At 71.3% G+C, this 22,952-nt stretch carries 22 protein-coding genes and 1 riboswitch; of the genes, 10 read left to right on the forward strand and 12 right to left on the reverse strand.

Going from position 1 to position 22,952, the window contains the following annotated elements; translation table 11 throughout:
* Positions 1 to 22: 22 nt before the first annotated feature.
* The 3 genes from OG406_RS22230 to OG406_RS22240 form a co-directional block, all read right to left on the reverse strand.
* Complete coding sequence (locus OG406_RS22230) at positions 23 to 952, reverse strand: 1-phosphofructokinase family hexose kinase (RefSeq protein WP_329187371.1); 930 nt, start codon at positions 950 to 952, stop codon at positions 23 to 25.
* Positions 953 to 1,096: 144 nt separating this feature from the next.
* On the reverse strand, positions 1,097 to 2,242 hold the full coding sequence (gene nagA, locus OG406_RS22235) for an N-acetylglucosamine-6-phosphate deacetylase (RefSeq protein WP_164372112.1): 1,146 nt from the start codon (positions 2,240 to 2,242) through the stop codon (positions 1,097 to 1,099).
* A gap of 7 nt (positions 2,243 to 2,249) precedes the next feature.
* Positions 2,250 to 3,245, reverse strand: a complete 996-nt coding sequence (locus tag OG406_RS22240; protein ID WP_164372111.1) for an ROK family protein — start codon at positions 3,243 to 3,245, stop codon at positions 2,250 to 2,252.
* Between the two features lie 156 nt (positions 3,246 to 3,401).
* On the opposite strand from OG406_RS22240, the gene OG406_RS22245 reads away from it, so the two are divergent.
* The 3 genes from OG406_RS22245 (at position 3,402) to otsB (ending at position 5,914) form a co-directional block, all read left to right on the forward strand.
* Complete coding sequence (locus OG406_RS22245; RefSeq protein WP_442813818.1) at positions 3,402 to 4,661, forward strand: ABC transporter substrate-binding protein; 1,260 nt, start codon at positions 3,402 to 3,404, stop codon at positions 4,659 to 4,661.
* Positions 4,662 to 4,740: 79 nt separating this feature from the next.
* On the forward strand, positions 4,741 to 4,968 hold the full coding sequence (locus OG406_RS22250; RefSeq protein ID WP_081217935.1) for a DUF3263 domain-containing protein: 228 nt from the start codon (positions 4,741 to 4,743) through the stop codon (positions 4,966 to 4,968).
* 91 nt (positions 4,969 to 5,059) lie between these two features.
* Positions 5,060 to 5,914 (forward strand): trehalose-phosphatase, encoded by an 855-nt coding sequence (gene otsB / locus OG406_RS22255; RefSeq protein ID WP_266614702.1) that lies wholly within the window; start codon positions 5,060 to 5,062, stop codon positions 5,912 to 5,914.
* An 89-nt stretch (positions 5,915 to 6,003) separates the two neighbouring features.
* Here otsB and OG406_RS22260 read toward each other — a convergent pair whose 3' ends face one another.
* Positions 6,004 to 7,455 (reverse strand): alpha,alpha-trehalose-phosphate synthase (UDP-forming), encoded by a 1,452-nt coding sequence (locus OG406_RS22260; RefSeq protein WP_164372109.1) that lies wholly within the window; start codon positions 7,453 to 7,455, stop codon positions 6,004 to 6,006.
* Between the two features lie 77 nt (positions 7,456 to 7,532).
* Positions 7,533 to 8,477 (reverse strand): glucosyl-3-phosphoglycerate synthase, encoded by a 945-nt coding sequence (locus OG406_RS22265; protein WP_164372108.1) that lies wholly within the window; start codon positions 8,475 to 8,477, stop codon positions 7,533 to 7,535.
* 205 nt (positions 8,478 to 8,682) lie between these two features.
* A riboswitch (SAM riboswitch) is annotated at positions 8,683 to 8,840 on the forward strand.
* A gap of 17 nt (positions 8,841 to 8,857) precedes the next feature.
* Here OG406_RS22265 and thrC point away from each other — a divergent pair.
* The 4 genes from thrC (at position 8,858) to groL (ending at position 13,109) form a co-directional block, all read left to right on the forward strand.
* Positions 8,858 to 10,156 (forward strand): threonine synthase, encoded by a 1,299-nt coding sequence (thrC, locus tag OG406_RS22270; protein WP_081217931.1) that lies wholly within the window; start codon positions 8,858 to 8,860, stop codon positions 10,154 to 10,156.
* On the forward strand, positions 10,153 to 10,428 hold the full coding sequence (locus tag OG406_RS22275) for a MoaD/ThiS family protein (RefSeq protein WP_329187378.1): 276 nt from the start codon (positions 10,153 to 10,155) through the stop codon (positions 10,426 to 10,428). Before thrC ends, OG406_RS22275 begins: the two co-directional genes overlap by 4 nt.
* 443 nt (positions 10,429 to 10,871) lie before the next feature.
* Positions 10,872 to 11,075: a cold-shock protein gene (locus OG406_RS22280; protein ID WP_005315736.1), complete on the forward strand. Its 204-nt coding sequence runs from the start codon at positions 10,872 to 10,874 to the stop codon at positions 11,073 to 11,075.
* Between the two features lie 408 nt (positions 11,076 to 11,483).
* Complete coding sequence (groL, locus tag OG406_RS22285; protein ID WP_081217929.1) at positions 11,484 to 13,109, forward strand: chaperonin GroEL; 1,626 nt, start codon at positions 11,484 to 11,486, stop codon at positions 13,107 to 13,109.
* A 126-nt stretch (positions 13,110 to 13,235) separates the two neighbouring features.
* Here groL and OG406_RS22290 read toward each other — a convergent pair whose 3' ends face one another.
* Positions 13,236 to 15,734 carry a phospholipase D-like domain-containing protein gene (locus tag OG406_RS22290; protein ID WP_329187380.1) on the reverse strand — a complete coding sequence of 833 codons (2,499 nt, stop codon included), beginning with the start codon at positions 15,732 to 15,734 and terminating at the stop codon, positions 13,236 to 13,238.
* A 301-nt stretch (positions 15,735 to 16,035) separates the two neighbouring features.
* Here OG406_RS22290 and OG406_RS22295 point away from each other — a divergent pair, with 301 nt between their 5' ends.
* Positions 16,036 to 17,154 (forward strand): NADH:flavin oxidoreductase, encoded by a 1,119-nt coding sequence (locus OG406_RS22295; protein ID WP_329187381.1) that lies wholly within the window; start codon positions 16,036 to 16,038, stop codon positions 17,152 to 17,154.
* Positions 17,155 to 17,225: 71 nt separating this feature from the next.
* Here the strand turns inward: OG406_RS22295 and OG406_RS22300 are convergent, their stop codons facing one another.
* Both OG406_RS22300 and OG406_RS22305 read right to left on the reverse strand, forming a co-directional pair.
* Positions 17,226 to 17,432, reverse strand: coding sequence for a DUF397 domain-containing protein (locus OG406_RS22300; protein WP_266614693.1), 207 nt, complete (start codon positions 17,430 to 17,432; stop codon positions 17,226 to 17,228).
* Entirely contained in the window at positions 17,416 to 18,255 is an 840-nt protein-coding gene (locus tag OG406_RS22305) for a helix-turn-helix domain-containing protein (protein WP_329187383.1), read from the reverse strand. The genes OG406_RS22300 and OG406_RS22305 overlap by 17 nt, the downstream gene beginning before the upstream one ends.
* A 115-nt stretch (positions 18,256 to 18,370) precedes the next feature.
* On the opposite strand from OG406_RS22305, the gene OG406_RS22310 reads away from it, so the two are divergent.
* Both OG406_RS22310 and OG406_RS22315 read left to right on the forward strand, forming a co-directional pair.
* Positions 18,371 to 18,607: a hypothetical protein gene (locus OG406_RS22310; RefSeq protein ID WP_329187386.1), complete on the forward strand. Its 237-nt coding sequence runs from the start codon at positions 18,371 to 18,373 to the stop codon at positions 18,605 to 18,607.
* Positions 18,604 to 18,804, forward strand: a complete 201-nt coding sequence (locus OG406_RS22315) for a hypothetical protein (protein WP_329191118.1) — start codon at positions 18,604 to 18,606, stop codon at positions 18,802 to 18,804. The genes OG406_RS22310 and OG406_RS22315 overlap by 4 nt, the downstream gene beginning before the upstream one ends.
* Before the next feature lie 54 nt (positions 18,805 to 18,858).
* Here the strand turns inward: OG406_RS22315 and OG406_RS22320 are convergent, their stop codons facing one another.
* The 4 genes from OG406_RS22320 to OG406_RS22335 all read right to left on the reverse strand — a co-directional run bounded on the left by OG406_RS22320 (position 18,859) and on the right by OG406_RS22335 (position 22,912).
* Positions 18,859 to 19,446: a hypothetical protein gene (locus OG406_RS22320; RefSeq protein ID WP_266847871.1), complete on the reverse strand. Its 588-nt coding sequence runs from the start codon at positions 19,444 to 19,446 to the stop codon at positions 18,859 to 18,861.
* Between the two features lie 34 nt (positions 19,447 to 19,480).
* Positions 19,481 to 20,881 carry a PTS transporter subunit EIIC gene (locus OG406_RS22325; protein ID WP_329187388.1) on the reverse strand — a complete coding sequence of 467 codons (1,401 nt, stop codon included), beginning with the start codon at positions 20,879 to 20,881 and terminating at the stop codon, positions 19,481 to 19,483.
* A gap of 16 nt (positions 20,882 to 20,897) precedes the next feature.
* Positions 20,898 to 21,833 (reverse strand): N-acetylmuramic acid 6-phosphate etherase, encoded by a 936-nt coding sequence (murQ, locus tag OG406_RS22330; protein ID WP_164372100.1) that lies wholly within the window; start codon positions 21,831 to 21,833, stop codon positions 20,898 to 20,900.
* A 158-nt stretch (positions 21,834 to 21,991) separates the two neighbouring features.
* Complete coding sequence (locus tag OG406_RS22335; RefSeq protein ID WP_164372099.1) at positions 21,992 to 22,912, reverse strand: MurR/RpiR family transcriptional regulator; 921 nt, start codon at positions 22,910 to 22,912, stop codon at positions 21,992 to 21,994.
* Positions 22,913 to 22,952: the final 40 nt, after the last annotated feature.

Raw genomic sequence — 22,952 nt, forward strand, 5'->3', positions numbered from 1 at the left:
GGCCGCAGGAGAGGCCGCGCGGCTACGCCGCCGCGGCCTCCGTCGTGACCGTGACCCTGTCCAGCAGGCTCTCGTACAGCGGGCGGTCGAACTCGCCCGCCGTGGGGGCCGCGACCGTCGCCGCCGACAGGGCGACCGCGCGGGCCAGCCGGTCCGGCCAGGGCAACTTCTCGACCAGACCCGACAGCAGGCCCGCGACCGCCGAGTCGCCCGCGCCGGTCGGGTTCCCGTGGGCGCGCACGGGCGGCCTGGCCCGCCAGTGGCCGTCCGGGGTGTGCGCCAGGAGGCCCTCCGGGCCGAGGGAGGCCACCACCGCGTACGCGCCGCGCCTGCGGACGTTGCGGGCGGCCTGCAACGGCTCGTGGGAGCCGGTGAGTTCGGCGAGCTCGTCGGCGTTCGGCTTGACGATGTCGGGGCGGGCCGCGACGCCCCGGCGCAGCGGCTCGCCGCTCGTGTCGAGGAGCACCGGGACGGCCAGGGCGCGTGCGGTGCGCACGAGTTGGGCGTAGGCGCCGACCGGGACCCCGGGCGGCAGGCTGCCGCACAGGGCCACCGCGGAGGCCGAGCGCAGCAGCCGCTCGTACGTCTCCTGGAGGGCCGCCCACTCGGCGGGGGTGATCTCCGGTCCCGGTTCGTTGAGCTGAGTCGTGTCACCGGTCGTCGTGTCGACCACGGCTATGGTGCGGCGCGTCGCTCCGGCGACCGGGACGAGCGCGTCCTCGACCCGGGGTGTCCCGGCGAGCAGCTCGCCCACCTGACGGCCGGTCGCGCCGCCCGTGAACCCGGTGACCGTCACCTCGTGGCCGAGCGCGGCGAGCACGCGGCCGACGTTCAGGCCCTTGCCGCCCGGGCGTTCGGTCACCTCGCTCACCCGGTGCGAGGCGTGCGGGCGCAGGGACCGCACCTTGTAGGTGATGTCGAGAGCGGTGTTCAGCGTGACCGTGAGGATCACCTGCGACGACCTCCCCCGAGAGTGGTGTGACGTGGGCGCGCCGGCTGGGCGCCCGCCGGTGGTTCCGGAGGCACGATCATGCCAAAGACAACGGCGGTCGGCCCAGTCCCCGGGCCGACCGCCGTGCCACAACAAAGGGGCGAATCACCCCAGTTGGGGATCGACCACCCACGCGCCGCCGCGCATCACGCCCTTGAGCGCGAAGTCCGCGTCGAGCACCACGAGGTCCGCGTCCTTGCCGGGCTCCAGGGACCCCTTGCGGTCGTACAGGCCCAGCAGGCGGGCCGGGTTGGCCGAGATGGCCTCCACGACGTCGTCGACCGGCAGCCGGTCGACGGTGACCGCGCGCTGGAAGGCGCGGTCGAGGGTAAGCGTGGAGCCCGCGATCGAACCGCCCTCCACCAGGCGGGCGACGCCGTCCGCGACCTCGACCTCCAGCGGGCCGAGCATGTAGCGCCCGTCGCCGAAGCCGGCCGCGTCCATCGCGTCGGTGATCAACGCGACCCGTCCGGCGCCCGCGTGGTGGAACGCCAGCTCCAGCGAGGCGGGGTGCAGGTGCGTGCCGTCGTTGATCAGCTCGACGGTGACCCGCTCGTCCTCCAGGAGGGCGGCGATCGGGCCCGGCGCGCGGTGCCCGAGCGGCGGCATCGCGTTGAACAGGTGGGTCGCCACGGTCGCGCCCGCGTCGATGGCCGCCTGCGTCTGCTCGTACGTCGCGTCGGTGTGGCCGATCGCCGCGATCACGCCGTGCTCGGCGAGCAGCCGCACGGAGTCGAGGCCGCCCGGCAGCTCGGTGGCGAGGGTGACCATCTTGGCGTGGCCGCGGGCCGCGTCGATCAGCTTGCGGACGTCGGCGGGGTCCGGGTCGCGCAGCAGTTCCTCGGAGTGCGCGCCCTTGCGGCACGGCGAGATGAACGGCCCCTCGAAGTGGATGCCCGCGAGGTCGCCCTGCTCGGCCAGCTCGGAGAGCAGTCCGGCGCGCTGGGCGAGGCCGTCCATGTCTCCGGTGACGGTGGAGGCGACGACGGTGGTGGTGCCGTGCAGACGGTGGGTGTGGATGCCCTTCAGGACGTCCTCGACCGTGCCCGAGGTGAAGGACGCGCCGCCACCGCCGTGGTTGTGGATGTCGACGAAGCCGGGGACCAGCCAGTGGCCGGACAGGTCGACGACGTCGGCGTCCGCGGGAGCGCTCCCGCCGATGCGCGCACCGTCGACGATGACGCGGCCTTCGGGCACGGTCCCGGTGGGCAGGACCACCCGGGCACCGGCGAGAACCTTGCTAGGAGCCATCAGGTGGTTACCTCCGGGGAGTCGTTGACGTGGTGTTCAGGAGGTCCCGGGCGAGGAGCCCGGCACCGAGGCAGCCAGCCGTGTCCCCGAGGGCGGCGGGGACGATGGACGGCAGTTTCTGGAAGGTGACGCGGCGCTCGACCGCGGCCCGCAGCGGTGTGAACAAGGTTTCCCCGGCCTCCGCGAGCCCGCCACCGATGATCAGGGTGCGCGGGTCCAGGAGGGTGAGCGCGGTGACCAGCCCGTCGGCGAGCGCGTCGACGGCGTCCTGCCACACGGCCCGCGCCCGCGGGTCGCCCGACTCGACGGCCTTGGCGCAGTCCGCCGCGTCCGCGTCCGGGTCGCCGGACACCTCGGCCCAGGCCTGGCTGACGGCCGCCGCCGAGGCGAACCGTTCCAGACAGCCGTACTGCCCGCAGGGACACGCGGTCCCGCCGGGCCGTACGACGATGTGGCCGATCTCCCCGGCGAAACCGTGCGCGCCCTCCTCGACGCTGCCGTTGATGCCGATGGCCCCCGCTATGCCGGTGCCCAGCGGCACGAACAGGAAGCGGTCCGCCCCCTGGCCGGCGCCGATCCGGCCCTCCGCGAGACCGCCGGTGCGCACGTCGTGCCCGAGGGCCACGGGGACGCCGCCGAGCCGTTCGCCGAGCAGCCGGCGCAGCGGGACGTCGCGCCAGCCGAGGTTGGCGGCGTAGACGGCGATGCCGTGTTCGGCGTCGACGATGCCGGGCACGGCGACGCCGGCCGCCAGGGCGCTCTGGCCGAAGTGCTTCTCGCCGTGGGCGCGCAGCTCGGCGGCGAAGTCGAGGATGTCGTCGACGACGGCCTCGGGCCCGCGCTCGCGGCCGGTGGCCCGGCGGGCCTGGTGCAGCAGCACGGGGTGCTCGGGGGCCTGCGGCGGCGGCGCGTCGGGGCGGCCGGCGGCGGGTTCGGGGTCGACCCCGACGAGGGCCGCCTTCATCCCGGTGCCGCCCACATCGAGGGCGATGACATGTCTCACGGGGGACAGTGTCGCCCCTTACCCCAGGAGAGGTCTAGTCCACTCACGTGGTGTAGACCTTGGATCCGCATTCCGAGACGGATGCAACGGACGCACAAGCAAATGAAGCAGCCGATACGGCTCAGGGGTTGGGGAGAGCAAGCGGTGCAGCGGCGTATGACGGGAATGACGGCGGCGGTCTCGGTCCTGGGCATGGCGGCGACCCTCGCGGGGTGCGGCGGCTCGGAGGAATCCTCGGACGTGACGCTCAGACTCGTGGCCGCGGACTACGGCGACTCGAAGGCCAACACCTCGCGCACGTACTGGGACGGTCTCGCGAAGGCCTACGAGTCCGCGCACCCGGGGACCAGGGTCGAGGTCAGCGTCTACCCCTGGACCGACGTCGACCGCAAGGTCAAGGAGATGGTCGCGGCGGGCCACGCGCCCGACATGGCGCAGATCGGCGCGTACGCCGACTACGCGGCGAAAGGCCAGCTCTACCGGGCCGACGACCTGGTCTCCATACCCGTGCAGGCCAACTTCGTCTCCCAGCTCGCCGACGCCGGGCAGATCGACCAGACGCAGTACGGGCTGCCGTTCGCCTCGTCCACGCGGCTCCTCTTCTTCAACAAGACGCTGTTCTCCGAGGCCGGCATCACCCCGCCCACGACCTGGAGCGAGCTCGCGGCCGACGCGAGGGCGCTCAAGGCGAAGGGCGTGAAGTTCCCCTACGCGCTGCCGCTCGGTCCCGAGGAGGCCCAGGCGGAGACGATGCAGTGGCTGCTGAGCGGCGGCGGCACCGGCTACACGGACGACGTCGGCACGTACTCCATAGATTCCGTGCAGAACGTCCACACGTTCTCCTGGATCAAGGAGGAACTGGTCGCCAAGGGCCTCACCGGACCCGTCGCACCTGCCAAGCTGAACCGTGCGGCCGCCTTCTCGGCGTTCACCCGCGGTGACGTCGGCATGCTCGTCGGACACCCCACCCTGATGCAGCAGGCCGCGAGCAAGGGCGTGAAGTTCGGCATGGTGCCGATGCCCGGCATCGACGGCAGGGCGAAGGCGACCATGGGCGTCGCCGACTGGATGATGGCCTTCAAGAAGAACGGCAACGCCGAGCAGGTCGGCGACTTCCTCGACTTCGTCTACCAGGACAAGAACGTCCTGGCCTTCTCCCACAAGTACGACCTGCTGCCCGTCACCGCGTCCGCGTCCGAGGCCATGGCCGTGGACAAGGACGACAAGGACCTGGAGCCCTTCCTCGCCCAGCTCCCCTCCTCCCAGCTCTACCCGGTCGGCAAGACCTCCTGGGCCGGGGTCAGCGCCGACGTGAAGAGCAGCATCGCCAAGGCCGTCAGCCCGGGCGGCGACCCGGCCGAGGTGCTCGGCTCGCTCCAGACCAGCGCGACCATGGCGGACAGCAGGGCGGGCTAGCCCTCCGGGCAGGACGAGGGCCAGGGGCCAGGACGAGGGGCACGGGCCGCTGTCGGTGGTGGGGGTTACCGTGCTGTCCATGGAAGAGCTGCCGGCGCGGGAACAGCGCGTCCTCGCCCTGGAGCGCCGTGGCTTCGCGGGCCCCGGCGCCAAGGAGCGCGCGATACGGGAACAGCTGGGTCTGGCCCCGGTCCGCTACTACCAGCTGCTCAACGCCCTGCTGGACGACCCGAGGGCCCTCGCGCACGACCCGGTGACGGTGAACCGGCTGCGCCGGGTGCGGGAGGCCCGCCGCTCGGAGCGCTGACCGGCCGGGCCCCGGCGCATTCCGGCCGCACGGTCCCCCGCGCGGCCACGAGCCGGGGGTGCGCCCGCCCGGACCCGGATAGGGTCGCCCCATGGGCAGCCACCCCGAATCCAAGGACCCCTTGCCGGCCCCGGTGACCCCCGCCGGGCGCGACGGTCTGGAAGCGATCCTCTCCCGCCCCACCCGGACGGTCGTCGCACTCGACTTCGACGGGACCCTCGCCCCCATCGTCGCCGACCCCGACCGGGCCCGCGCACATCCGGACGCGGTCCCCGCCCTCGCGGCACTGGCCCCGAAGGTCGCCTCCGTCGCCGTGATCACCGGCCGTCCGCCCGGCGTCGCCGTCCGGCACGGCGGCTTCGCGGGCGTCCCCGGACTGGAGCACCTCGTCGTCCTCGGCCACTACGGCGCCGAACGCTGGGACGCCGTCAGCGGCGACGTCACCGCCCCCGCCCCGCACCCCGGCGTCGCCGCCGTCCGCGCCGAACTGCCGGGCTTCCTGGACAAGATCGGCGCCTGGCAGGGCACCTGGATCGAGGAGAAGGGCCGCGCGCTCGCCGTGCACACGCGCCGCGCCGAGGACCCGCAGGCCGCCTTCGAAGCGCTCCGTGAACCGCTCGCCGACCTCGCCACCCGGCACGGACTGATCGTCGAACCCGGCCGGATGGTCCTGGAGCTGCGCCCGCCCGGCATGGACAAGGGGGTCGCCCTCCTCGACTACATCCGCGAGACCGGCGCCGAGGCCGTCCTGTACGCCGGTGACGACCTGGGCGACCTGCCCGCGTTCGCCGCCGTGGACAAGCTCCGCTCCGACGGCGTCCCCGGGCTCCTGGTGTGCAGCGGCACCCCCGAGGTCGGTGAACTCGCCGAGCGCGCCGACCTGGTGGTCGACGGGCCGGCCGGAGTCGTCCGGCTGCTCGCCGCGCTCGCCGCGCGACTGGCCTGAGAACGAAGGCCGTTGCCCGCCGGGTCACGACAACCCGGCTGCGGCAACGGCCTTGTTGGACGGTGGCCGGTGGACGGCCGGTCGCCGGGTCAGGCCTCCAGCGCGTGCAGCTGGTCCAGGAACCACTGGGCCGGCGGCAGCGCGGTGGCCGCGGCGGTCAGCCGCTTGGTCCGCTCGGCGCGTTCGCCCGGCTGCATGGTCAGCGCCTCGTGCAGGGCCCGCGCGGTGCCGATGATGTCGTACGGGTTCACCGAGACGGCGTCCTCGCCCAGCTCCTCGTACGCCCCCGCCTCCCGCGACAGGACCAGGACGCAGCCCTCGTCCGAGACGACCGGGACCTCCTTGGCGACGAGGTTCATGCCGTCCCTGATGGGGTTCACCAGGGCCACGTCCGCCAGCCGGTACGCGGCGAGCGAGCGGGCGAAGTCGTCCTTGACGTGCAGCACGACCGGGGTCCAACCGGGCGTCCCGTAGCTGGAGTTGATCTCGTCGGCGACGCGCTGCACCTCGGCCGTGTAGTCCCGGTAGATCGCGAGGTCCTGCCGCGAGGGGTAGGCGAACGCCACGTGGACGACGCGCTCGCGCCACTCCGGGTGGTCGTCGAGGAGCTGCCGGTAGGCCAGCATGCCGCGCACGATGTTCTTCGACAGCTCGGTCCGGTCGACGCGCACGATCGTCCGGCGCCCCTCGCCGATCTCCTCGCGCAGCGCGACGATCCGCTCCTCGACGTCGGCCTCGTGCGAGCGGGCGCGCAGGAACTCGGCGTCCGCGCCGAGCCCGTGCACGCCGACGAGGGTCCGGGCGGGCGCGGCGCCGTCGAGGTGCTCGACCGACCGCGACGCCTCCGAGGCGGGCGGCACGCGGTAGCGCTCCGGGTCGATCTCCGCCGCGCAGTCCAGGAAGGCCGTCGCCCAGCGCCAGGTCAGGAACGCCAGCCGGTCCGCGCCGAGCATGCCGTCCAGCAGCTCCGCGCGGATGTCGTCGGGCAGCATCCGGAAGTAGTCCACGGGCGCCCACGGCGTGTGGGAGAAGTGGCCGATGCGCAGGTCGGGCCGGAGCGCGCGGAGCAGCCCCGGCACCAGGCACAGGTGGTAGTCCTGGACCAGCACCGAGGCGCCCTCGGCGGCCTCCTCGGCCAGCGCCTCGGCGAAGGCCTGGTTGTAGGCGCGGTACGCGTCCCACTGGCGCCGGAACTCCGCGTCGAAGACCGGCTCCAGCGGGGTCTGGTACAGCATGTGGTGGACGAACCACAGCACGGAGTTGGCGATGCCGTTGTACGCGTCGGCGTGCACCTCGGCGTCGATGTCCAGCATCCGCACGCCGTCCTCCCCGACCCCCCGGCGCACGGCCTCCCGGTCGCCGTCGCCGAGGGCCGCGCACACCCACAGGGCGTCCGCGTCCGGCCCGATCGCCGACAGCCCGGAGACGAGCCCGCCGCCGCCCCGCTTGGCCTGCAGCGAGCCGTCGTCCTGGGTCTGGTAGGTGATCGGGCCGCGGTTGGACGCGACGAGGATGCCGTGGGCACCGTGCGTGGAAGCCATGCCTCGAAACCTAGCCCCGTCCGGAAACGCTCAAACGTTCCCGTCGGCCGTATGCGATCCCCGGCCGACGGGAACGCTCACGCGGCTTTGCGCTGCTGGTACTCGGCGATTTCGGACATGGGGGGCCTTTCCTCCGTGTCCACCGAGTACGTGCGCGGCTCGAAACCGTCCCGGGTGCGCTCGAACTGGGTGATCGCGGGGCGGATCAGGTGGCCGCGGGCCAGCCGCAACTGGGCGGTGCGGTAGATCGCGGCGGCCATGCGGCCCAGGGCCTGGCCGTCCTGGTGGCGGTGCTTGCGCACCCCCACGTCGACCTGGGCGAGGGCGTCCAGGCCCACCAGGTGCAGCGCGTCGACGAGCATGCCCAGCTCCACGCCGTACCCGACCGGGAACGGCAGCTGTTCGAGCAGCGAGCGCCGGGCCGCGTACTCCCCGCCGAGCGGCTGCACGAAGCCCGCGAGCTGCGGCCAGTGCATGTTCAGCAGGGGGCGGGCCATCAGCTCGGTGACCCGGCCGCCCTGCCCGGCGGCGCCGCCCAGCGGACGGTCGTACATCGCCTTGACGAGATCGACGCCCGGGTCCGTGAGCAGGGGGCCCACGATCCCGAGGACGAAGTCGGACGAGAACTCCTTGAGGTCCGCGTCGATGAAACAGACGATGTCGCCGCTCGTCACGAGCAGCGACCGCCACAGCACCTCGCCCTTGCCGGGCACGGCCGGCAGGCTGGGCAGGATGTCGTCGCGGTGCACCACTCTGGCGCCCGCGGCGGCGGCGACCGCGGACGTGCGGTCCGTGGAGCCCGAGTCGACGACGACGATCTCGTCGACGAGGGGCACCTGCTGCATCAGGTCGTGGCGGATGATCGAGACGATCTCGCCGACGGTCTCCTCCTCGTTGAGCGCGGGCAGCACCACGCTGACCGTCGACCCGGAGGTGCGTTTCGCGGCCATGATCTTGTGGAGCGGGCGGTCGGTCAGGGACCAGGAGCGTGTGCTCAGCCAGCGGTCGACTTCATTCAGCACGGTCTGCGGCTCCTCACTGTCTGATCACACGCTCTCATCAGCGTGCCCGCTGCGGCCAGCGGCTGATCGCTTGCCGTCGTCTCGCGGTTCGGACGACTGCTTCAACTGTCCTGGCCTTCGGTTACAGTCTTGAACAACGCTGATGACCATCGCATGTCCTGGATCATCGGCACGCAATATGCTCAACAGTTCAACAATCGAATACCGCTCATCCAGAGGGGCAGAGGGATACGGCCCGTTGAAGCCCCGGCAACCCTCCAGCCGGTCTCGTACCGATCGCCAGACGATCGCGTCGCGAGGCTCCCGGCTAGGGAAGGTGCCAAATCCGTCTCACGGCGAAGTGCGTCGTGAGGAAGATGAGGAGAAAGGGCCTCGCCTCCATGGCTGCGCAGACAGTTGCAAGCACCACGAACTCCGCAGAAGCGGTCGATCTCGGCCCGGCCGCGGCGCTTTCCTGCCGCGAGTGCGGACACCGCGTCCCCCTCGGTCCGGTCTTCGCCTGCGAGGAGTGTTTCGGCCCGCTGGAGATCGCGTACGACTTCTCGGCCTACGAAACCGAAGAACTCCGCAAGCGCATCGAAGCGGGACCCGCGAACATCTGGCGCTACGCGCCGCTGCTGCCCGTCCCCGCGGACGTGGCGGACAAGCCGAACATCAACCCGGGCTGGACCAAGCTCGTGCAGGCCGACAACCTGGCCCGCGAGCTCGGCGTCGAGACCGGCAAGCTGTTCGTCAAGGACGACTCCGGCAACCCGACGCACTCCTTCAAGGACCGCGTCGTCGCCCAGGCCATCGAAGCGGCCCGCGTCTTCGGCTTCACCACCCTCTCCTGCTCCTCCACGGGCAACCTCGCCGGCGCCGTCGGCGCGGCGGCGGCCCGCGCCGGCTTCCGCTCCTGCGTGTTCATCCCGCACGACCTGGAGCAGGGCAAGGTCGTCATGGCCGCGGTCTACGGCGGCGAGCTGGTCGGCATCCAGGGCAACTACGACGACGTGAACCGCTTCTGCTCCGAGCTGATCGGCGACCCGGCCGGCGAGGGCTGGGGCTTCGTCAACGTCAACCTCCGCCCGTACTACGCCGAGGGCTCCAAGACGCTGGCGTACGAGATCTGCGAGCAGCTCGGCTGGAAGCTGCCGGACCAGCTCGTCGTGCCGATCGCCTCCGGCTCCCAGCTCACGAAGATCGACAAGGGCCTCCAGGAGCTGATCAAGCTCGGACTCGTCGAGGACAGGCCCTACAAGATCTTCGGCGCCCAGGCCGAGGGCTGCTCGCCGGTCTCCGTCGCCTACAAGGCCGGCCACGACGTGGTCCGTCCGCAGAAGCCGGACACCATCGCCAAGTCGCTCGCCATCGGCAACCCCGCCGACGGGCCCTACGTGCTCGACATCGCGCGGCGCACCGGCGGTGCCGTGGAGGACGTGAACGACGCGCAGATCGTCGACGCGATCAAGCTGCTCGCGCGCACCGAGGGCATCTTCGCGGAGACCGCGGGCGGGGTGACCGTCGGCGTCACCCGCAAGCTGATCGAGAGCGGTCTGCTCGACCCGTCCCTGACCACCGTCGTCCTCAACACCGGCGACGGCCTGAAGACTCTGGACGCGGTGGCCTCGGACACCGGGCTGACCGCGACCATCCGCCCGAACCTCGACTCCTTCCGAGAGGCTGGCCTCGCATCATGAGCGTCAACGTCCGCATCCCCACCATCCTGCGCACCTACACGGGGGGCGCCGCCGAGGTGACGGCCGAGGGTGCGACCCTCGCCGAGGTCATCGCCGACCTGGAGAAGAACCACACGGGTATCAGCGCGCGCGTCCTGGACGACCAGGGCAAGCTGCGCCGCTTCGTCAACGTGTACGTGAACGACGACGACGTGCGCTTCGAGCAGGGCCTGGAGACGGCGATCCCGGACGGTGGGGGCGTGTCGATCATTCCGGCCGTCGCCGGAGGCTGATCGTTACCCTCGGTAATACCGAACACGAAGAGTTCATCGAATTGCCCCCTCCGTGAGAGAAGTGGAGGGGGTAATTCCATAGGGTTGACCGGGGTAGGGTTGGGGAAGTCGCCCCGTTCTGGATGTTGGTTTCATGCCGGACGCATATGAGTTCTTTCCCGGCAGCCGACAAGAAGTAGCCAAAGTGCCCGGCCTTTTTGAGCCGTTTATGGCATTTACGGGGCCCGACTTGCCCTGGATCTCCGCGAATTATCCCCATACCGGCGATCGGTCGTGCCCAGAATTCTCGTCCGATTGACCTGTTGCAGACGGCAGTTGGACAGATACATTCAGCCGCGGTCGACGCGTTCCGGCGCACACCCCCAACCCGTTGGGGGGTGGAGGTCTGACCCGGATCCGCGAAGTGCGGGTCTGTGCAAGGGCCAGTAATAGGGGAGTTAGGCATGGCTCAGGGCACCGTCAAGTGGTTCAACGCGGAGAAGGGGTACGGCTTCATCGCGGTCGACGGTGGTGCGGACGTCTTCGTGCACTACAGCGCGATTCAGATGGACGGCTACCGCACCCTCGAAGAGGGTCAGCGAGTGGAGTTCGAGATCTCGCAGGGCCAGAAGGGTCCGCAGGCGGACATGGTCAAACTCGCCGTCTGATCGGGCGCGAACGACCACCGACGCAACTCACGCCGAGGGGCTCGCATCCCACCAGGGATGCGGGCCCCTCGTGCGTCTTCCCTCTGCTTGCCTCCGCGCGCGCGGGCGCGCGAGCGCGCGCCTGTCGGAGGCTTCGCGCAGGGGCCGGTTTTGTGGGAGGCGCTTGCGCCCGCCCGTCGCCCGACCGCCACCCCTCAACGAGCTCGCTTCGCGAGCGCACCTTGCACTCGGCGGGGTCGAGTGCTAATCATTGGCGTTAGCACTCTCCCAGTGAGAGTGACAGAACTTGGATCGGGCCAGCGAGGTCCGCAGGCCGGTGGGGCAAGGAACCACAGGGCATGCAGGCCGTCCGTCGCGGGCGCCGGCGCGATCCGGAGCAATCCACCCCGTCCGGGAGGACCACTTCACATGGCCAAGATCATCGCGTTCGACGAGGAGGCACGGCGCGGTCTCGAGCGCGGGATGAACCAGCTCGCCGACGCCGTCAAGGTCACCCTCGGCCCCAAGGGCCGTAACGTCGTCCTCGAGAAGAAGTGGGGCGCGCCCACGATCACCAACGATGGTGTTTCCATCGCCAAGGAGATCGAGCTCGAGGACCCGTACGAGAAGATCGGCGCCGAGCTGGTCAAGGAAGTCGCCAAGAAGACGGACGACGTCGCCGGTGACGGTACGACCACCGCGACCGTCCTGGCCCAGGCACTCGTCCGCGAGGGCCTGCGCAACGTCGCCGCCGGCGCCAACCCGATGGCCCTCAAGCGCGGTATCGAGAAGGCCGTCGAGGCCGTCTCCGGTGCCCTGCTCGAGCAGGCCAAGGATGTCGAGACCAAGGAGCAGATCGCTTCCACGGCCTCCATCTCCGCCGCCGACACCCAGATCGGCGAGCTCATCGCCGAGGCGATGGACAAGGTCGGCAAGGAAGGCGTCATCACCGTCGAGGAGTCCCAGACCTTCGGTCTGGAGCTGGAGCTCACCGAGGGTATGCGCTTCGACAAGGGCTACATCTCGGCGTACTTCGCCACCGACATGGAGCGTATGGAGGCCGTCCTCGACGACCCGTACATCCTGATCGCGAACTCCAAGATCGCGAACGTCAAGGACCTGCTCCCGCTCCTCGAGAAGGTCATGCAGGGCGGCAAGCCGCTGCTGATCATCGCCGAGGACGTCGAGGGCGAGGCCCTGTCGACCCTGGTCGTCAACAAGATCCGTGGCACCTTCAAGTCCGTCGCCGTCAAGGCTCCGGGCTTCGGTGACCGCCGCAAGGCCATGCTCGGCGACATCGCCATCCTCACGGGCGGCGAGGTCATCTCCGAGGAGGTCGGCCTCAAGCTGGAGAACGCGGGTCTGGACCTGCTGGGCCGTGCCCGCAAGGTCGTCATCACCAAGGACGAGACCACGATCGTCGACGGCTCCGGCTCTGCCGACCAGGTCGCCGGCCGGGTCAACCAGATCCGTGCCGAGATCGAGAACTCGGACTCGGACTACGACCGCGAGAAGCTCCAGGAGCGTCTGGCGAAGCTGGCCGGCGGCGTGGCCGTCATCAAGGCCGGTGCCGCCACCGAGGTCGAGCTCAAGGAGCGCAAGCACCGCATCGAGGACGCCGTTCGCAACGCGAAGGCGGCCGTCGAGGAGGGCATCGTCGCCGGTGGTGGCGTGGCTCTGCTCCAGGCTTCCTCGGTCTTCGAGAAGCTCGAGCTCACCGGTGACGAGGCGACCGGCGCCAACGCCGTGAAGCTCGCGCTGGAGGCCCCGCTCAAGCAGATCGCCGTCAACGGTGGTCTCGAGGGTGGCGTCATCGTCGAGAAGGTGCGCAACCTTCCCGTCGGCCACGGCCTGAACGCCGCGACCGGTGAGTACGTCGACATGATCGCCGAAGGCATCATCGACCCGGCGAAGGTCACGCGCTCTGCCCTGCAGAACGCCGCCTCCATCGCCGCGCTGTTCCTCACCACCGAGGCCGTCATCGCCGACAAGCCGGAGAAGGCGGGCGCTGCCCCGGCCGGCGGCGGCATGCCGGGCGGTGACATGGACTTCTGATCCCCTCGCGGATCAGCGGTTCGTCGCAGTACGACACCGAGGGCGGCACCCCTGAAGGGGGGTGCCGCCCTCGGGCGTTCCCGCTCTCCCGCCGCGCCCGTCACGGCGGCGGCGGGAGAGGGGTGATCAGGAGTTGGAGAACGCGTCGCGCAGCCGCATCTCGTTGAAGCCGTTGGCGTCGTAGTCGTCCGAGTACGTCAGCGCGAGCCGGCCGTTCGAGGCCGTGGCCACGGCCGGGCCGCCCTGCCCGCCGCCGGTCACCACGTTCATGCGGGTGGCCGGAAGCCTGCCGGTCGTCGTGCCGTCCGCGTTGAAGCCGCGGGCCCACACGTCGTCCTGGCCCGCGTACCGGGTGGCCGGGTTGCCGACGATCACGTCGAAGGCCTCCTTCCACGCGACGACGAAGGTGCCGTCGTCGGCGACCGCGACATCGGCGTCCGCCTGGTCGGAGACCGGCCGCTTGCCGTCGACGTAGGGGCCGGTGTCGGTGCCGTCCTCGGCGGTCCGCCGGTCCGCCGCCGCGGGAGTGCCGGTCGCCGAGAAGAAGCGCTGGTTGATCCGCTGCGGCCGCACCAGTGTGCCGGTGCCGGTGGTGTACTCGTCGGTCCAGGCGACGACGAACCGGCCGTCACCGGTGGAGGCCACCGCGGGCTTGGTCTGCTGCCCGTCGGCGAGGGAGTTGCCCACCTTGCGGGCCACGGAGAAGCCGCCGGAGGTGTTCAGCTTGGCGACACCGATGTTGAGGCCGCCGTTGCCGTCCGCGTCCTCCTCCCAGGCGATCACGGTGTTCCCGGCGTCGTCGATCGCCGCGTCGGGCCGGCGGTTCGAGCCGGCGACACCGGAGTTGACGGTGCTGACCTGCACGTCCTGGTAGCGCAGCGCGCCGGTCGGGGACCAGCTGCTCGCGTAGACCTGGTTGAGGGTCGAGCCGTCGGCCGTGCTCTCCCAGGCGACGCTGTACGAGCCGTCGCCGGCCACCGCGACCGCCGGCCGCAGCTGGTCCCCGTCACCGGAGGCGTGCGGGCGCGGCAGCGTGGTGACGGTGCCGCCCGGGGTCACCTTGCGGACCGCGATGTCGGCGTACTTGTTGCCGTCGTCGTCCTTGGCCCACACGACGATCGCGTTGCCCTGGTCGTCCACGCCCACGTCGGGCTTCTGGTGCGACCAGGTCGTCCCGGTGCCGGTGTTGCCGTTGCTCAGCAGCTTCTCGTCCCACAGCGGCACCCCGTCCTTGTACAGGCGCAGGTACACGTCGGTGCCCAGCTCGCTGTCCGAGGCGTCGTGCCGGTCGCCCTGCTCGTAGGCCACCGCGGTGTAGACGGACGAGGTGCCGCCGGAGGCGACGGCGCTGTAGTGCTGGTCGCCGTTCGTACCCACGTTGACCCGGGAGTAGTGCTGGGACGTCGAGCCGTACTTCGCGGCGTCGAGGTCGACCGCGCTCGCGCGCACCTTGTTGAAGTTGGCGACGTACGCCTGGTAGGTGCCCGCGTCGTCGATGCGCAGAATCGTCTCGTCGTTCGTCTTCAGCGAGCCCGCGGTCCAGTTGTGGGAGCCCGTGTACACGTGCTGGACCTGGGTGCCGTCGCTCTTCTTCCACTCCGTCAGCAGGTACTTGGAGTGGGTGGTGCCGTGGTTGCAGGAGGCGCCCGCCGAGGTCTTGTAGCGGCAGCCGCCGGGGCGGTTGCCGTAGGCCGCGATGTCGAGGGCGGTCAGGTCGTTGATGCCCTTGTTGCCGCCGCCGTCACTGAGGTCGCGCGCGTTCGCGTCGACGCTGCATCCCTCGGACCGCTTCGTCGCCAGGGCGTCGTAGACGGCCGGGCGGGTGGTCCGCTGGTCGAGTTCGGCGGCGGAGATCCGGATCCTCCCGTCCATCGAGCAGTCGACCTGGTCGATGAACGAGGCCAGGATGTCGGCGTTGCCGTAGTGGGCGGCGTCCGAGGCGGTGTTGCGCGGCGAGAAGTACGCCTCGACCGGGGAGGCGGGGTCGCCGGTGGTGTAGTCGTACGTCGTGTGCAGGCTGTCGCCGGCGTGCTTGACCTGGTCGTTGAAGTGCGCGCGGTAGCGGGAGGCCAGGGTCGCGTTGCCGGACACGACGACCGCGTTGTTGATCTCGCCGTCCTGGCCGCCCGCGAGGTTCTGCGAGGCCTGCCAGACGACGTTCTTGCGTCCGTCGGTCAGCGAGTCGAGCACGAGGTACTTGTCGTGGTCGATCGCGTTCGCGTCGCCCGAGCCGTTGCCCAGGCACCCGCGGGAGCACCAGGTGAGGGTGGAGCCGCCGGTGAGCGCGAGGCTGTCCAGGTCGCTGCTGGGCCGGTTGGCCGACTCCGAGATGATGCGCAGCGTGACGCCGCGGCTCTGGGCGGCGGTGAGCTTCGCCCGCAGGTCCGCGCTGTTGAACCAGTACATGCCCATGTACAGGGTCGAGCCGGGAGCCGCGAGGTCGATCAGGTCGCCGACCGAGACGTTGATCGAGGAGTCGTAGGTCGTGGGCTTGGGATAGTTGAAGACCGACGTGTAGTTCCCGGAGACCACGGTCTCGGCCCGGGCGGTGGCCGGAGCTAAGAGGGTCGCGCCGAGAGCCAGAGGCGCGACGAGCGCGGCCGCCCGTCGTATGTGTCTGCCCATCAGTTTCCTTTTGTTCGGAGCCTGTTCGAATCGATCACATCCTAGGGACAGGCGCGGGCCCCTCTTCGCCCGCTGCCGGAGGCGCGTGATCCTCCCCGCCGCCCGCCCGTGGCCGAGCGGGCCCGCGGCGGTGCGGGCGTGGCCCGGATCACACGGGCCCGCGCGGGCCCGCCGGAATGCGGTGCCGGATGTCGTGGTTGACGCTGACGGGCAGTCGATGCACGCGCACATACCGTGTGGGATCCTCCGCCCCCGCAGAACGCCCGACGTGCCACCGACGAGCTCTCCGAGGAGCCCCCACATGACAGACGCCGCGTCCCGCGCCGCCGACATCCTTGCCCGCCCCGTGTCCGTGAACGGTCTGACCGTCCCGAACCGGATCGCGATGGCCCCGATGACCCGGATGTTCTCGCCGGGCGGCGTACCGGGGGAGGACGTCGTCGGCTACTACGCGCGGCGTGCCGCGGCGGGTGTCGGCCTCATCGTCACCGAGGGCACCTACGTGGGCCACGACTCGGCGGGCCAGAGCGACAGCGTGCCGCGCTTCCACGGCGAGGACCAGCTCGCCGGCTGGAAGAACGTCGCCGACGCCGTGCACGCGGCCGGCGGCACGATCGTCCCGCAGCTCTGGCACATCGGCATGGTCCGCAAGGCCGGTGAGCCGCCCTTCGCCGACGCCCCCGCCGTCGGTCCCTCCGGCGTCACCTCCGAGGGTGCCGAGGTCACCGGCAAGGCCATGACCCAGCAGGACCTCGACGACGTCATCGAGGCGTTCGCCAAGGCTGCCGCCGAGGCCGAGCGCATCGGCTTCGACGGAGTCGAGCTGCACGGCGCCCACGGCTACCTGCTCGACCAGTTCTTCTGGGCCGGCACCAACCGCCGCACCGACGCCTACGGCGGCGACCCGGTCGCCCGCACCAAGTTCTCCGCCGAGATCGTCGCCGCGGTCCGCGCCGCCGTCTCGCCCGAGTTCCCCGTCCTCTTCCGCTACTCGCAGTGGAAGCAGCAGGCGTACGACGCCCGCCTCGCGGAGACCCCGGAGGAGCTGGAGGCGATCCTCGCCCCGCTCGCCGCGGCCGGAGTCGACGCCTTCCACGCCTCCACCCGCCGCTACTGGGTGCCCGAGTTCGACGGCTCGGAGCTGAACCTCGCCGGCTGGACGAAGAAGATCACCGGCAAGCCCGCCATCAGCGTCGGCTCCGTCGGCCTGGACGGCGAGTTCCTCAAGGCCTTCCAGGGCGAGGGTTCGTCGGTGCGCGGCATCGACGACCTCCTCGACCGCCTGGAGCGCGACGAGTTCGACCTCGTCGCCATCGGCCGCGCGCTGCTCCAGGACCCGGAGTGGGCCGCCAAGGTGCTGGCCGGCCGCTTCGACGAGCTGAAGCCGTACGACGCCGCTGCGCTGAAGACGCTCAGCTAGTCCGAGCCTGCCTGAAGGGGCGGCGCCCGCTGTGACGCGGGCGCCGCCTCTTTTTCTTTGGCCCGCTCCGGTCAGCCCTCGGCGCCGACGTGCCCGACGAACACGGCCCACGCGGAGGCGCCGAAGGCGATCACGGGGCCCAGGTTCTTGGAATCCCGCACGGGGACGAGGGTGGGGTGACCTTCGGCGACCTCCAGGCAGTCCCCGCCGCTGGCTCCGCTGTACGTGGACTTCTGCCAAGTGGCGTGGCTCAGGTCGTATTCAGGGCTGTTCCTCATGCGCGTAATCCTCCGCCACCGAGTCGATCAGGGCCAGCGATTCCTGCGGTGAGAGGGCGTCGGCCGCGAGCAGGTGGAAGGTCAGATCGTGGTGGGCCACCGTGGCCGAGTCGTCCTCCAACCGGCCTGTGCCCAGCCCCTGTAGGTAGGCCAGGGGCGGTGCCGCGTCGAAGGTCATCAGCTTGAGGGAGCCCTCCATGGCCATGTGCGCTCCAGCTGTGAACGGCAGCACTTGCACGATGACCCGGTGCTCCCTGGCGAGCGTGGCGATGTGACACAGGGCCTCAGCCATGATCGGCCCCGCTCCCACCATCCGGCGAAGTACAGCCTCGTCAAGGACCGTCCACAACAACGGGCTTGTTGGATCGTCGAGGAGGTGTGCGCGCTCCAGCCGAGCGGCGACCAGCTCTTCGATGACCTCTTCCTTTGCCGTCGGTCGCCCTCGGCGGAACATCGCCTGCGCATACGCCCTGGTTTGCAACAAGCCGGGAATCAGCGTCGGCGCGTACTCCCTGATCGCCGAAGCAACCGCCTCCGCCTCCGCCGCCTCTGCGAAGTGGTCCGGGTACTTGGACCGGGCCAGCGCCCGGCAGTTGCGCTCGAAGAACCCCTTCGTGTTCAGGATCTCGTCTATCTGGACCGCGTATTCGAGATGCAGCCGCCGCGTCCCCGCCTCCAGCTGGCCGATGAACGAGCCGCTCACGAAGAGGGGTTCGCCCAGCTCCGCCTGGGAGAGCCCCGCGTTCTCGCGGGCGTACCGCAACTCCGCGCCGATCATCGCGCGGGGCGAGGAGGAGGGGTCGAGGTCCTTCGGTCCGGGCATGGCAACTCCCTGTCACACAGGTGGGGTTGTTGAGACGCAGACTCTGGCCAGGTTAGAGGGGTGATGGCCACGCTGGGTGGTGAAAGCGAACACTCAGCGTGGAGGGAACGGTCCGATGGAGATGACTCCGGGTACCCGGGTACGGCCGACGGAGGAGATCGTGGCGGAGCTGAAGGCGGCGCTGACCGGCGTCGGCGTGGTGCTGCCGTCGCTGCGGGTCGATCCGGTGACCGGGGCGAGCGACGAGCCGTTCGCCCTGGTCGCGCTCGGCCGCTGCAACGTCGGCACCGCGCAGAAGCTGACCGCGGTGCTGCGCGCGTGCGGCGGCACGGGCGAGGGCGGCGGCGCGTGAGCGAGGAGTACGCGGTCGACGAGCGGGACGGCCGGCTCGGGCAGGTGATGGGACGCGAGGGCGGGCTGGTCCAGCTGCGGCCGCCGGGCGGCGGGCGCGAGTGGGACTGTCCGCCGGAGTGCCTCGGGGAGCCGTCGCCGGGGGACCTGCTGCGGGCACGGGTGCGGCGGCTCAACGCGGAGACGCGGCTGCCGTGAGGGACCGGCCCGGGTGGTCACCGGTGAGGGGACCTCCGGGCCCGTCGCCGGACGCTAGAGGTTGCCCATGGGCTCGATGTCGACCTTCACCGGGGTGCCCCAGATGCGGAGCACCTCGTAGTCGGTGAACTCGTGGACGAGGCGGTAGGCCATGCCGGGGCGGGGGGTGCGGCGCTCGGCGGCGAGGTAGCGCTCGGCCTCGTGCCGGTCGCGGCGCGGGGTGCCGCACAGGTGCCACTCCTGGCCGGTCCACACCTCGGGGAGCCAGCGCTGCTGCGGCTGGGGGCGGTCGCCCCGGACCCCGTACCGGGACATGGCCCGCTCGGGCATCTCGTCCGGCGCGGGCGTCCGGACGTGCGTGTACGCGTCGTTGACCTCGGTGCGGCGGGCGGCGCGGCGGCGGGTCTCGCAGAGCAGGCAGCGGTCGGGTGCGCTCTCGTCCACGGGGCCGTTCGGATGCTCCGAGCAGCGGGTGGTCGGCGCCGCCGTCGTCACCGTCTCCTCCAGCAGGTCCAGGGCCCGCTTCAGGTCCGCCTTGACCTCGTGCAGCTTGGCGTCGGGGGTGTCGGCGTTCAGGGCGTCGCCGTGCTCCCCGAGCACCCGCAGGGCGCGCCCGAGGGCGGTCAGCTGTGCGTGGTTCATGGTCCCAGCGTCGCACGCGCCGCCGACAGTACGGCTACGCGGCGGCCGGTTCCGGGCTCGGGACGCGTGTCCTGTGGTCCAGGCCGAAGAAGTAGGTGGCCGCGAAGCCGACGGCGTACCCGGTCAGCAGGCCGCCCGCGTAGATCGCCGCGGTCAGGCCGAGCCCGCGGTTGCCGGACAGCAGCGGGAACAGGGCCCAGCCGGAGGGGCCGATGGCGGTCGAGCCGACCCGGTCGCCGAGCATCGAGAAGAAGCCGATGAAGGCGCCGCCCGCCGCTCCGCCCGCGCAGGCGGTGAGGAAGGGGCGGCCGAGGGGGAGCGAGACGCCGTAGATGAGGGGCTCGCCGACGCCGAGGAGACCGGCGGGCAGCGCGGAGCGGATCGTCGTGCGCAGCGAGGTGTCGTGGCGCAGCCGCACGTACACGGCGAGGGCGGCGCCCACCTGGCCCGCGCCCGCCATGGCGAGGACGGGCAGCAGCACGGTGTACCCCTGCTGCTCGATGAGCGTGGTGTGGATGGGGATGAGGGCTTGGTGCAGGCCGAGCATCACCAGCGGCAGGAACAGGGCGCCGAGGACGAGGCCGGCGAACGCGCCGGTGGTGGAGAGGAGCCAGTTCGCGGCCGTCCCGATGGCGGAGGACAGCTCACCGGCCGCGTACATCAGGGCGTACAGCGTCACCAGGCCGGTCAGCAGCACGGTCAGGGTCGGGGTGACGAGGACGTCCAGGGCGGTCGGGACCCAGCGGCGGCACCACTTCTCGACGTACGTGCCGAGGACGGCGGCGGCCAGTGCCCCTAGGACGCCGCCCTGGCCGGGGGCGAGGGTCATGCCGAACACGGTCACCTTGGCGACGCCCGCGTAGACGACGACCGCCGCCACCGCGCCGCCCAGGATCGGGGTCCCGCCGAACTCCTTGGCGGTGTTGTAGCCGACGAAGACGGCGATCAGCGCCATGAAGCCGCCGGCGATCGCGGCGAGGGCGGGCGTGATGCCGGTCAGCACACCGAGGTTGACGAGCAGGCCGTTCAGGCCCGCGATCACCCCGCAGCCGATCAGCGCCGGGATCAGCGGCACGAAGATGTCCGCGACCCGGCGCAGCAGCAGCTTGAGGGGCGTCGCGTTGCGCCGGGTCCGGTCGGCCTTCAGTTCGGCGCCGCGCAGCGCGAGACGCTCGGCCATGGGGGTCAGCAGTGCCTCGAACTCCGGGGTCACCCGGGCGACCGTGCCGGGGCCCAGCACGATCTGGTAGCTGTCGTCGTCCGCGACGACGCCGAGGACGGCGGGCAGCGCCCGCAGGGCGCCCTCGTCGACCAGGCCCCGGTCCCGCAGACCCAGCCGGAGCCGGGTCATGCAGTGGGCGACGGTGAGGACGTTCGCGGGGCCGCCCACCAGGGGGAGGATCGCGGCGGCTGTGGTGGAGTCCGGTGTACGCACTCCCCGAGCGTGCTGCTCAGCCGGACGCCTTCGCCAGCGCGGCACGCAGATGGCCCTGGCTCTCCTCCAGAAGGCGGGCGGCGGTCGGCCCGTCCACCGCGCCGAGGATCGTCAGGATCGCGTTCTTCACCTCGCCGTCGGTGGCGGCGAGCGCCTGCTCGATCTCCTCGTCCGAGGCACCGGTCGCGAGCGCGACGATCCGCCGGGAGCGGGCCCGCAGCTTCTCGTTCGAGGCCCGTACGTCGACCATCAGGTTCCCGTACGTCTTGCCGAGCCGGATCATCGTGATCGTCGACAGCATGTTCAGCACGAGCTTCTGGGCGGTGCCCGACTTCAGCCGGGTGGAACCGGTGAGCAGTTCGGGGCCCACCACGACCTCGATGCCGTGGTCGGCGGCGGCCGCGAGCGGGCTGTGCGCGTTGCACGACAGGCCGACCGTCAGCGCGCCGTGCGAGCGGGCGTGCTCGACCGCGCCCACCGCGTAGGGGGTGCGGCCGGAGGCGGAGACGCCGACCACCGTGTCGTCGGCGGTCAGCGCGAGCGCGTCGAGGTCGGCGGCGGCCAGCTCCTTGGAGTCCTCGGCGCCCTCGATCGAGGTGGACAGGGCGGTGGGGCCGCCCGCGATCAGGCCGACGACCCGGGTGGGGTCGGTGTTGAAGGTGGGCGGGCACTCGGAGGCGTCGAGCACACCGAGGCGGCCCGCGGTACCGGCGCCGGCGTAGACCAGGCGCCCACCGCGGGCCATGCGCTCCGCGATGCCGTCGATCGCGGCGGCGATGAGGGGGAGCTGCGCGGCGACGGCGGTCGGCACCGTCGCGTCCTCCCCGTTCATCAGCCGGGCGATCTCCAGCGTGGGCAGCCGGTCGATCTCGGACAGTTCGGGGCGGAACGCCTCGGTGGTCAGCGTCTCCAACTCTGCTCGAAGATCGCCGTAGTTGGGCAGGGAGGTCATGACGGGAGCGGCTCTTTCCGGTGAGGTGTCGTACCGCGCCCGGAGAGGGGCGCGGGCGGGACGACGTACGGCACCGTCACGCGGGTGGCGTCAGGCCGCCCACGGACCGCAGTCTCCCTGCTGAATCAAGTCCCCCGGTTTTGTGTCCCGCGAGGCGGCTATCGGCCGCCGCGCGGAGTATGGCGGTGCGCCAGGGCCTCGTAGGAGGCGGACAGCGCGGGTGCCGCCGTCTCGTAGGTGCGCTGGGCGACCCCCACGAACAGGCAGTCCACCACGAGGAGCTGGCTGGTGCGCGACGACATGGCCGCGGGCCGCAGCTCGCTCTCGCGGGCGGTGGAGGTGGTGAGGATGTGGTCGGCGTACTGCGTGACCGGTCCGCCGGGACGCCCGGTGATCGCGATCGTCGTCGCCCCGTGCTCGAAGGCGACCCGGAGCGGTTCGATGACGTCGCCGGTCGAACCGGAGTGGGTGATGGCGATCGCCACGTCCTTCGCGCGCAGCTGCACCGCGTTGGTCACCGCGAGGTGCGGGTCGCTGTGCGCGTTGGCTATCAGCCCGATCCGCATGAGCTTCTGGAAGAGGTCCTGCGCGACCAGGCCGGAGGCGCCGACGCCGTAGATGTCGATGCGGCGGGCGGCCGCGATGGCGGCGACGGCCGCGCCGAGCTGCACGGTGTCCAGCGAGGCGGCGGTGTCGGCGAGGGTCTGCTGCTCGTCGTAGGCGAGCTTCGCGACGACGTCGGCGATGGGGTCGTCGACCGCGATGTCGGCGGTGACCGCAGGAGCCCGGCCCGACTGCTGCTGGGCGGCGAGCCCGGCGAGCGCGAGGCGTAGGTCCCGGTAGCCCGGATAGCCGAGGAGGCGGGCCGTGCGCACGACGGTCGCCTCGCTGGTGCCGGTGAGTTCGGCGAGCCCGGTGACCGTGAGGGCCGCGCAGCCGGCCGGATCACCGGCGACGGCCTCGGCGACCCGCTGCATGGAGCGCGTCATCGAGGGCGCGAGGGTCCGCACCTTGGCCGCGAGGGCGGCAGGGGCGGGCGGAGCCTCGCCCGCGAAAATTTCCTTCACGTTCTGGGTCACATGATGAAAGATATTTTCCTTTGGGGCATACGGTCAAGGG

Source organism: Streptomyces sp. NBC_01428 (assembly GCF_036231965.1).
Lineage (GTDB): Bacteria > Actinomycetota > Actinomycetes > Streptomycetales > Streptomycetaceae > Streptomyces.

Excerpts from the sequence above, each read along its gene's own strand:
- nagA (WP_164372112.1), bottom strand. The coding sequence starts at position 2,242 with ATGGCTCCTAGCAAGGTTCTCGCCGGTGCCCGGGTGGTCCTGCCCACC.
- OG406_RS22290 (WP_329187380.1), bottom strand. The coding sequence starts at position 15,734 with ATGGGCAGACACATACGACGGGCGGCCGCGCTCGTCGCGCCTCTGGCT.
- OG406_RS22310 (WP_329187386.1), top strand. The coding sequence starts at position 18,371 with ATGGAGATGACTCCGGGTACCCGGGTACGGCCGACGGAGGAGATCGTG.
- groL (WP_081217929.1), top strand. The coding sequence starts at position 11,484 with ATGGCCAAGATCATCGCGTTCGACGAGGAGGCACGGCGCGGTCTCGAG.
- murQ (WP_164372100.1), bottom strand. The coding sequence starts at position 21,833 with ATGACCTCCCTGCCCAACTACGGCGATCTTCGAGCAGAGTTGGAGACG.
- OG406_RS22245 (WP_442813818.1), top strand. The coding sequence starts at position 3,402 with ATGACGGGAATGACGGCGGCGGTCTCGGTCCTGGGCATGGCGGCGACC.
- otsB (WP_266614702.1), top strand. The coding sequence starts at position 5,060 with ATGGGCAGCCACCCCGAATCCAAGGACCCCTTGCCGGCCCCGGTGACC.
- OG406_RS22280 (WP_005315736.1), top strand. The coding sequence starts at position 10,872 with ATGGCTCAGGGCACCGTCAAGTGGTTCAACGCGGAGAAGGGGTACGGC.
- OG406_RS22250 (WP_081217935.1), top strand. The coding sequence starts at position 4,741 with ATGGAAGAGCTGCCGGCGCGGGAACAGCGCGTCCTCGCCCTGGAGCGC.
- OG406_RS22295 (WP_329187381.1), top strand. The coding sequence starts at position 16,036 with ATGACAGACGCCGCGTCCCGCGCCGCCGACATCCTTGCCCGCCCCGTG.
- OG406_RS22260 (WP_164372109.1), bottom strand. The coding sequence starts at position 7,455 with ATGGCTTCCACGCACGGTGCCCACGGCATCCTCGTCGCGTCCAACCGC.
- OG406_RS22305 (WP_329187383.1), bottom strand. The coding sequence starts at position 18,255 with ATGCCCGGACCGAAGGACCTCGACCCCTCCTCCTCGCCCCGCGCGATG.
- OG406_RS22320 (WP_266847871.1), bottom strand. The coding sequence starts at position 19,446 with ATGAACCACGCACAGCTGACCGCCCTCGGGCGCGCCCTGCGGGTGCTC.
- OG406_RS22275 (WP_329187378.1), top strand. The coding sequence starts at position 10,153 with ATGAGCGTCAACGTCCGCATCCCCACCATCCTGCGCACCTACACGGGG.
- OG406_RS22300 (WP_266614693.1), bottom strand. The coding sequence starts at position 17,432 with ATGAGGAACAGCCCTGAATACGACCTGAGCCACGCCACTTGGCAGAAG.
- thrC (WP_081217931.1), top strand. The coding sequence starts at position 8,858 with ATGGCTGCGCAGACAGTTGCAAGCACCACGAACTCCGCAGAAGCGGTC.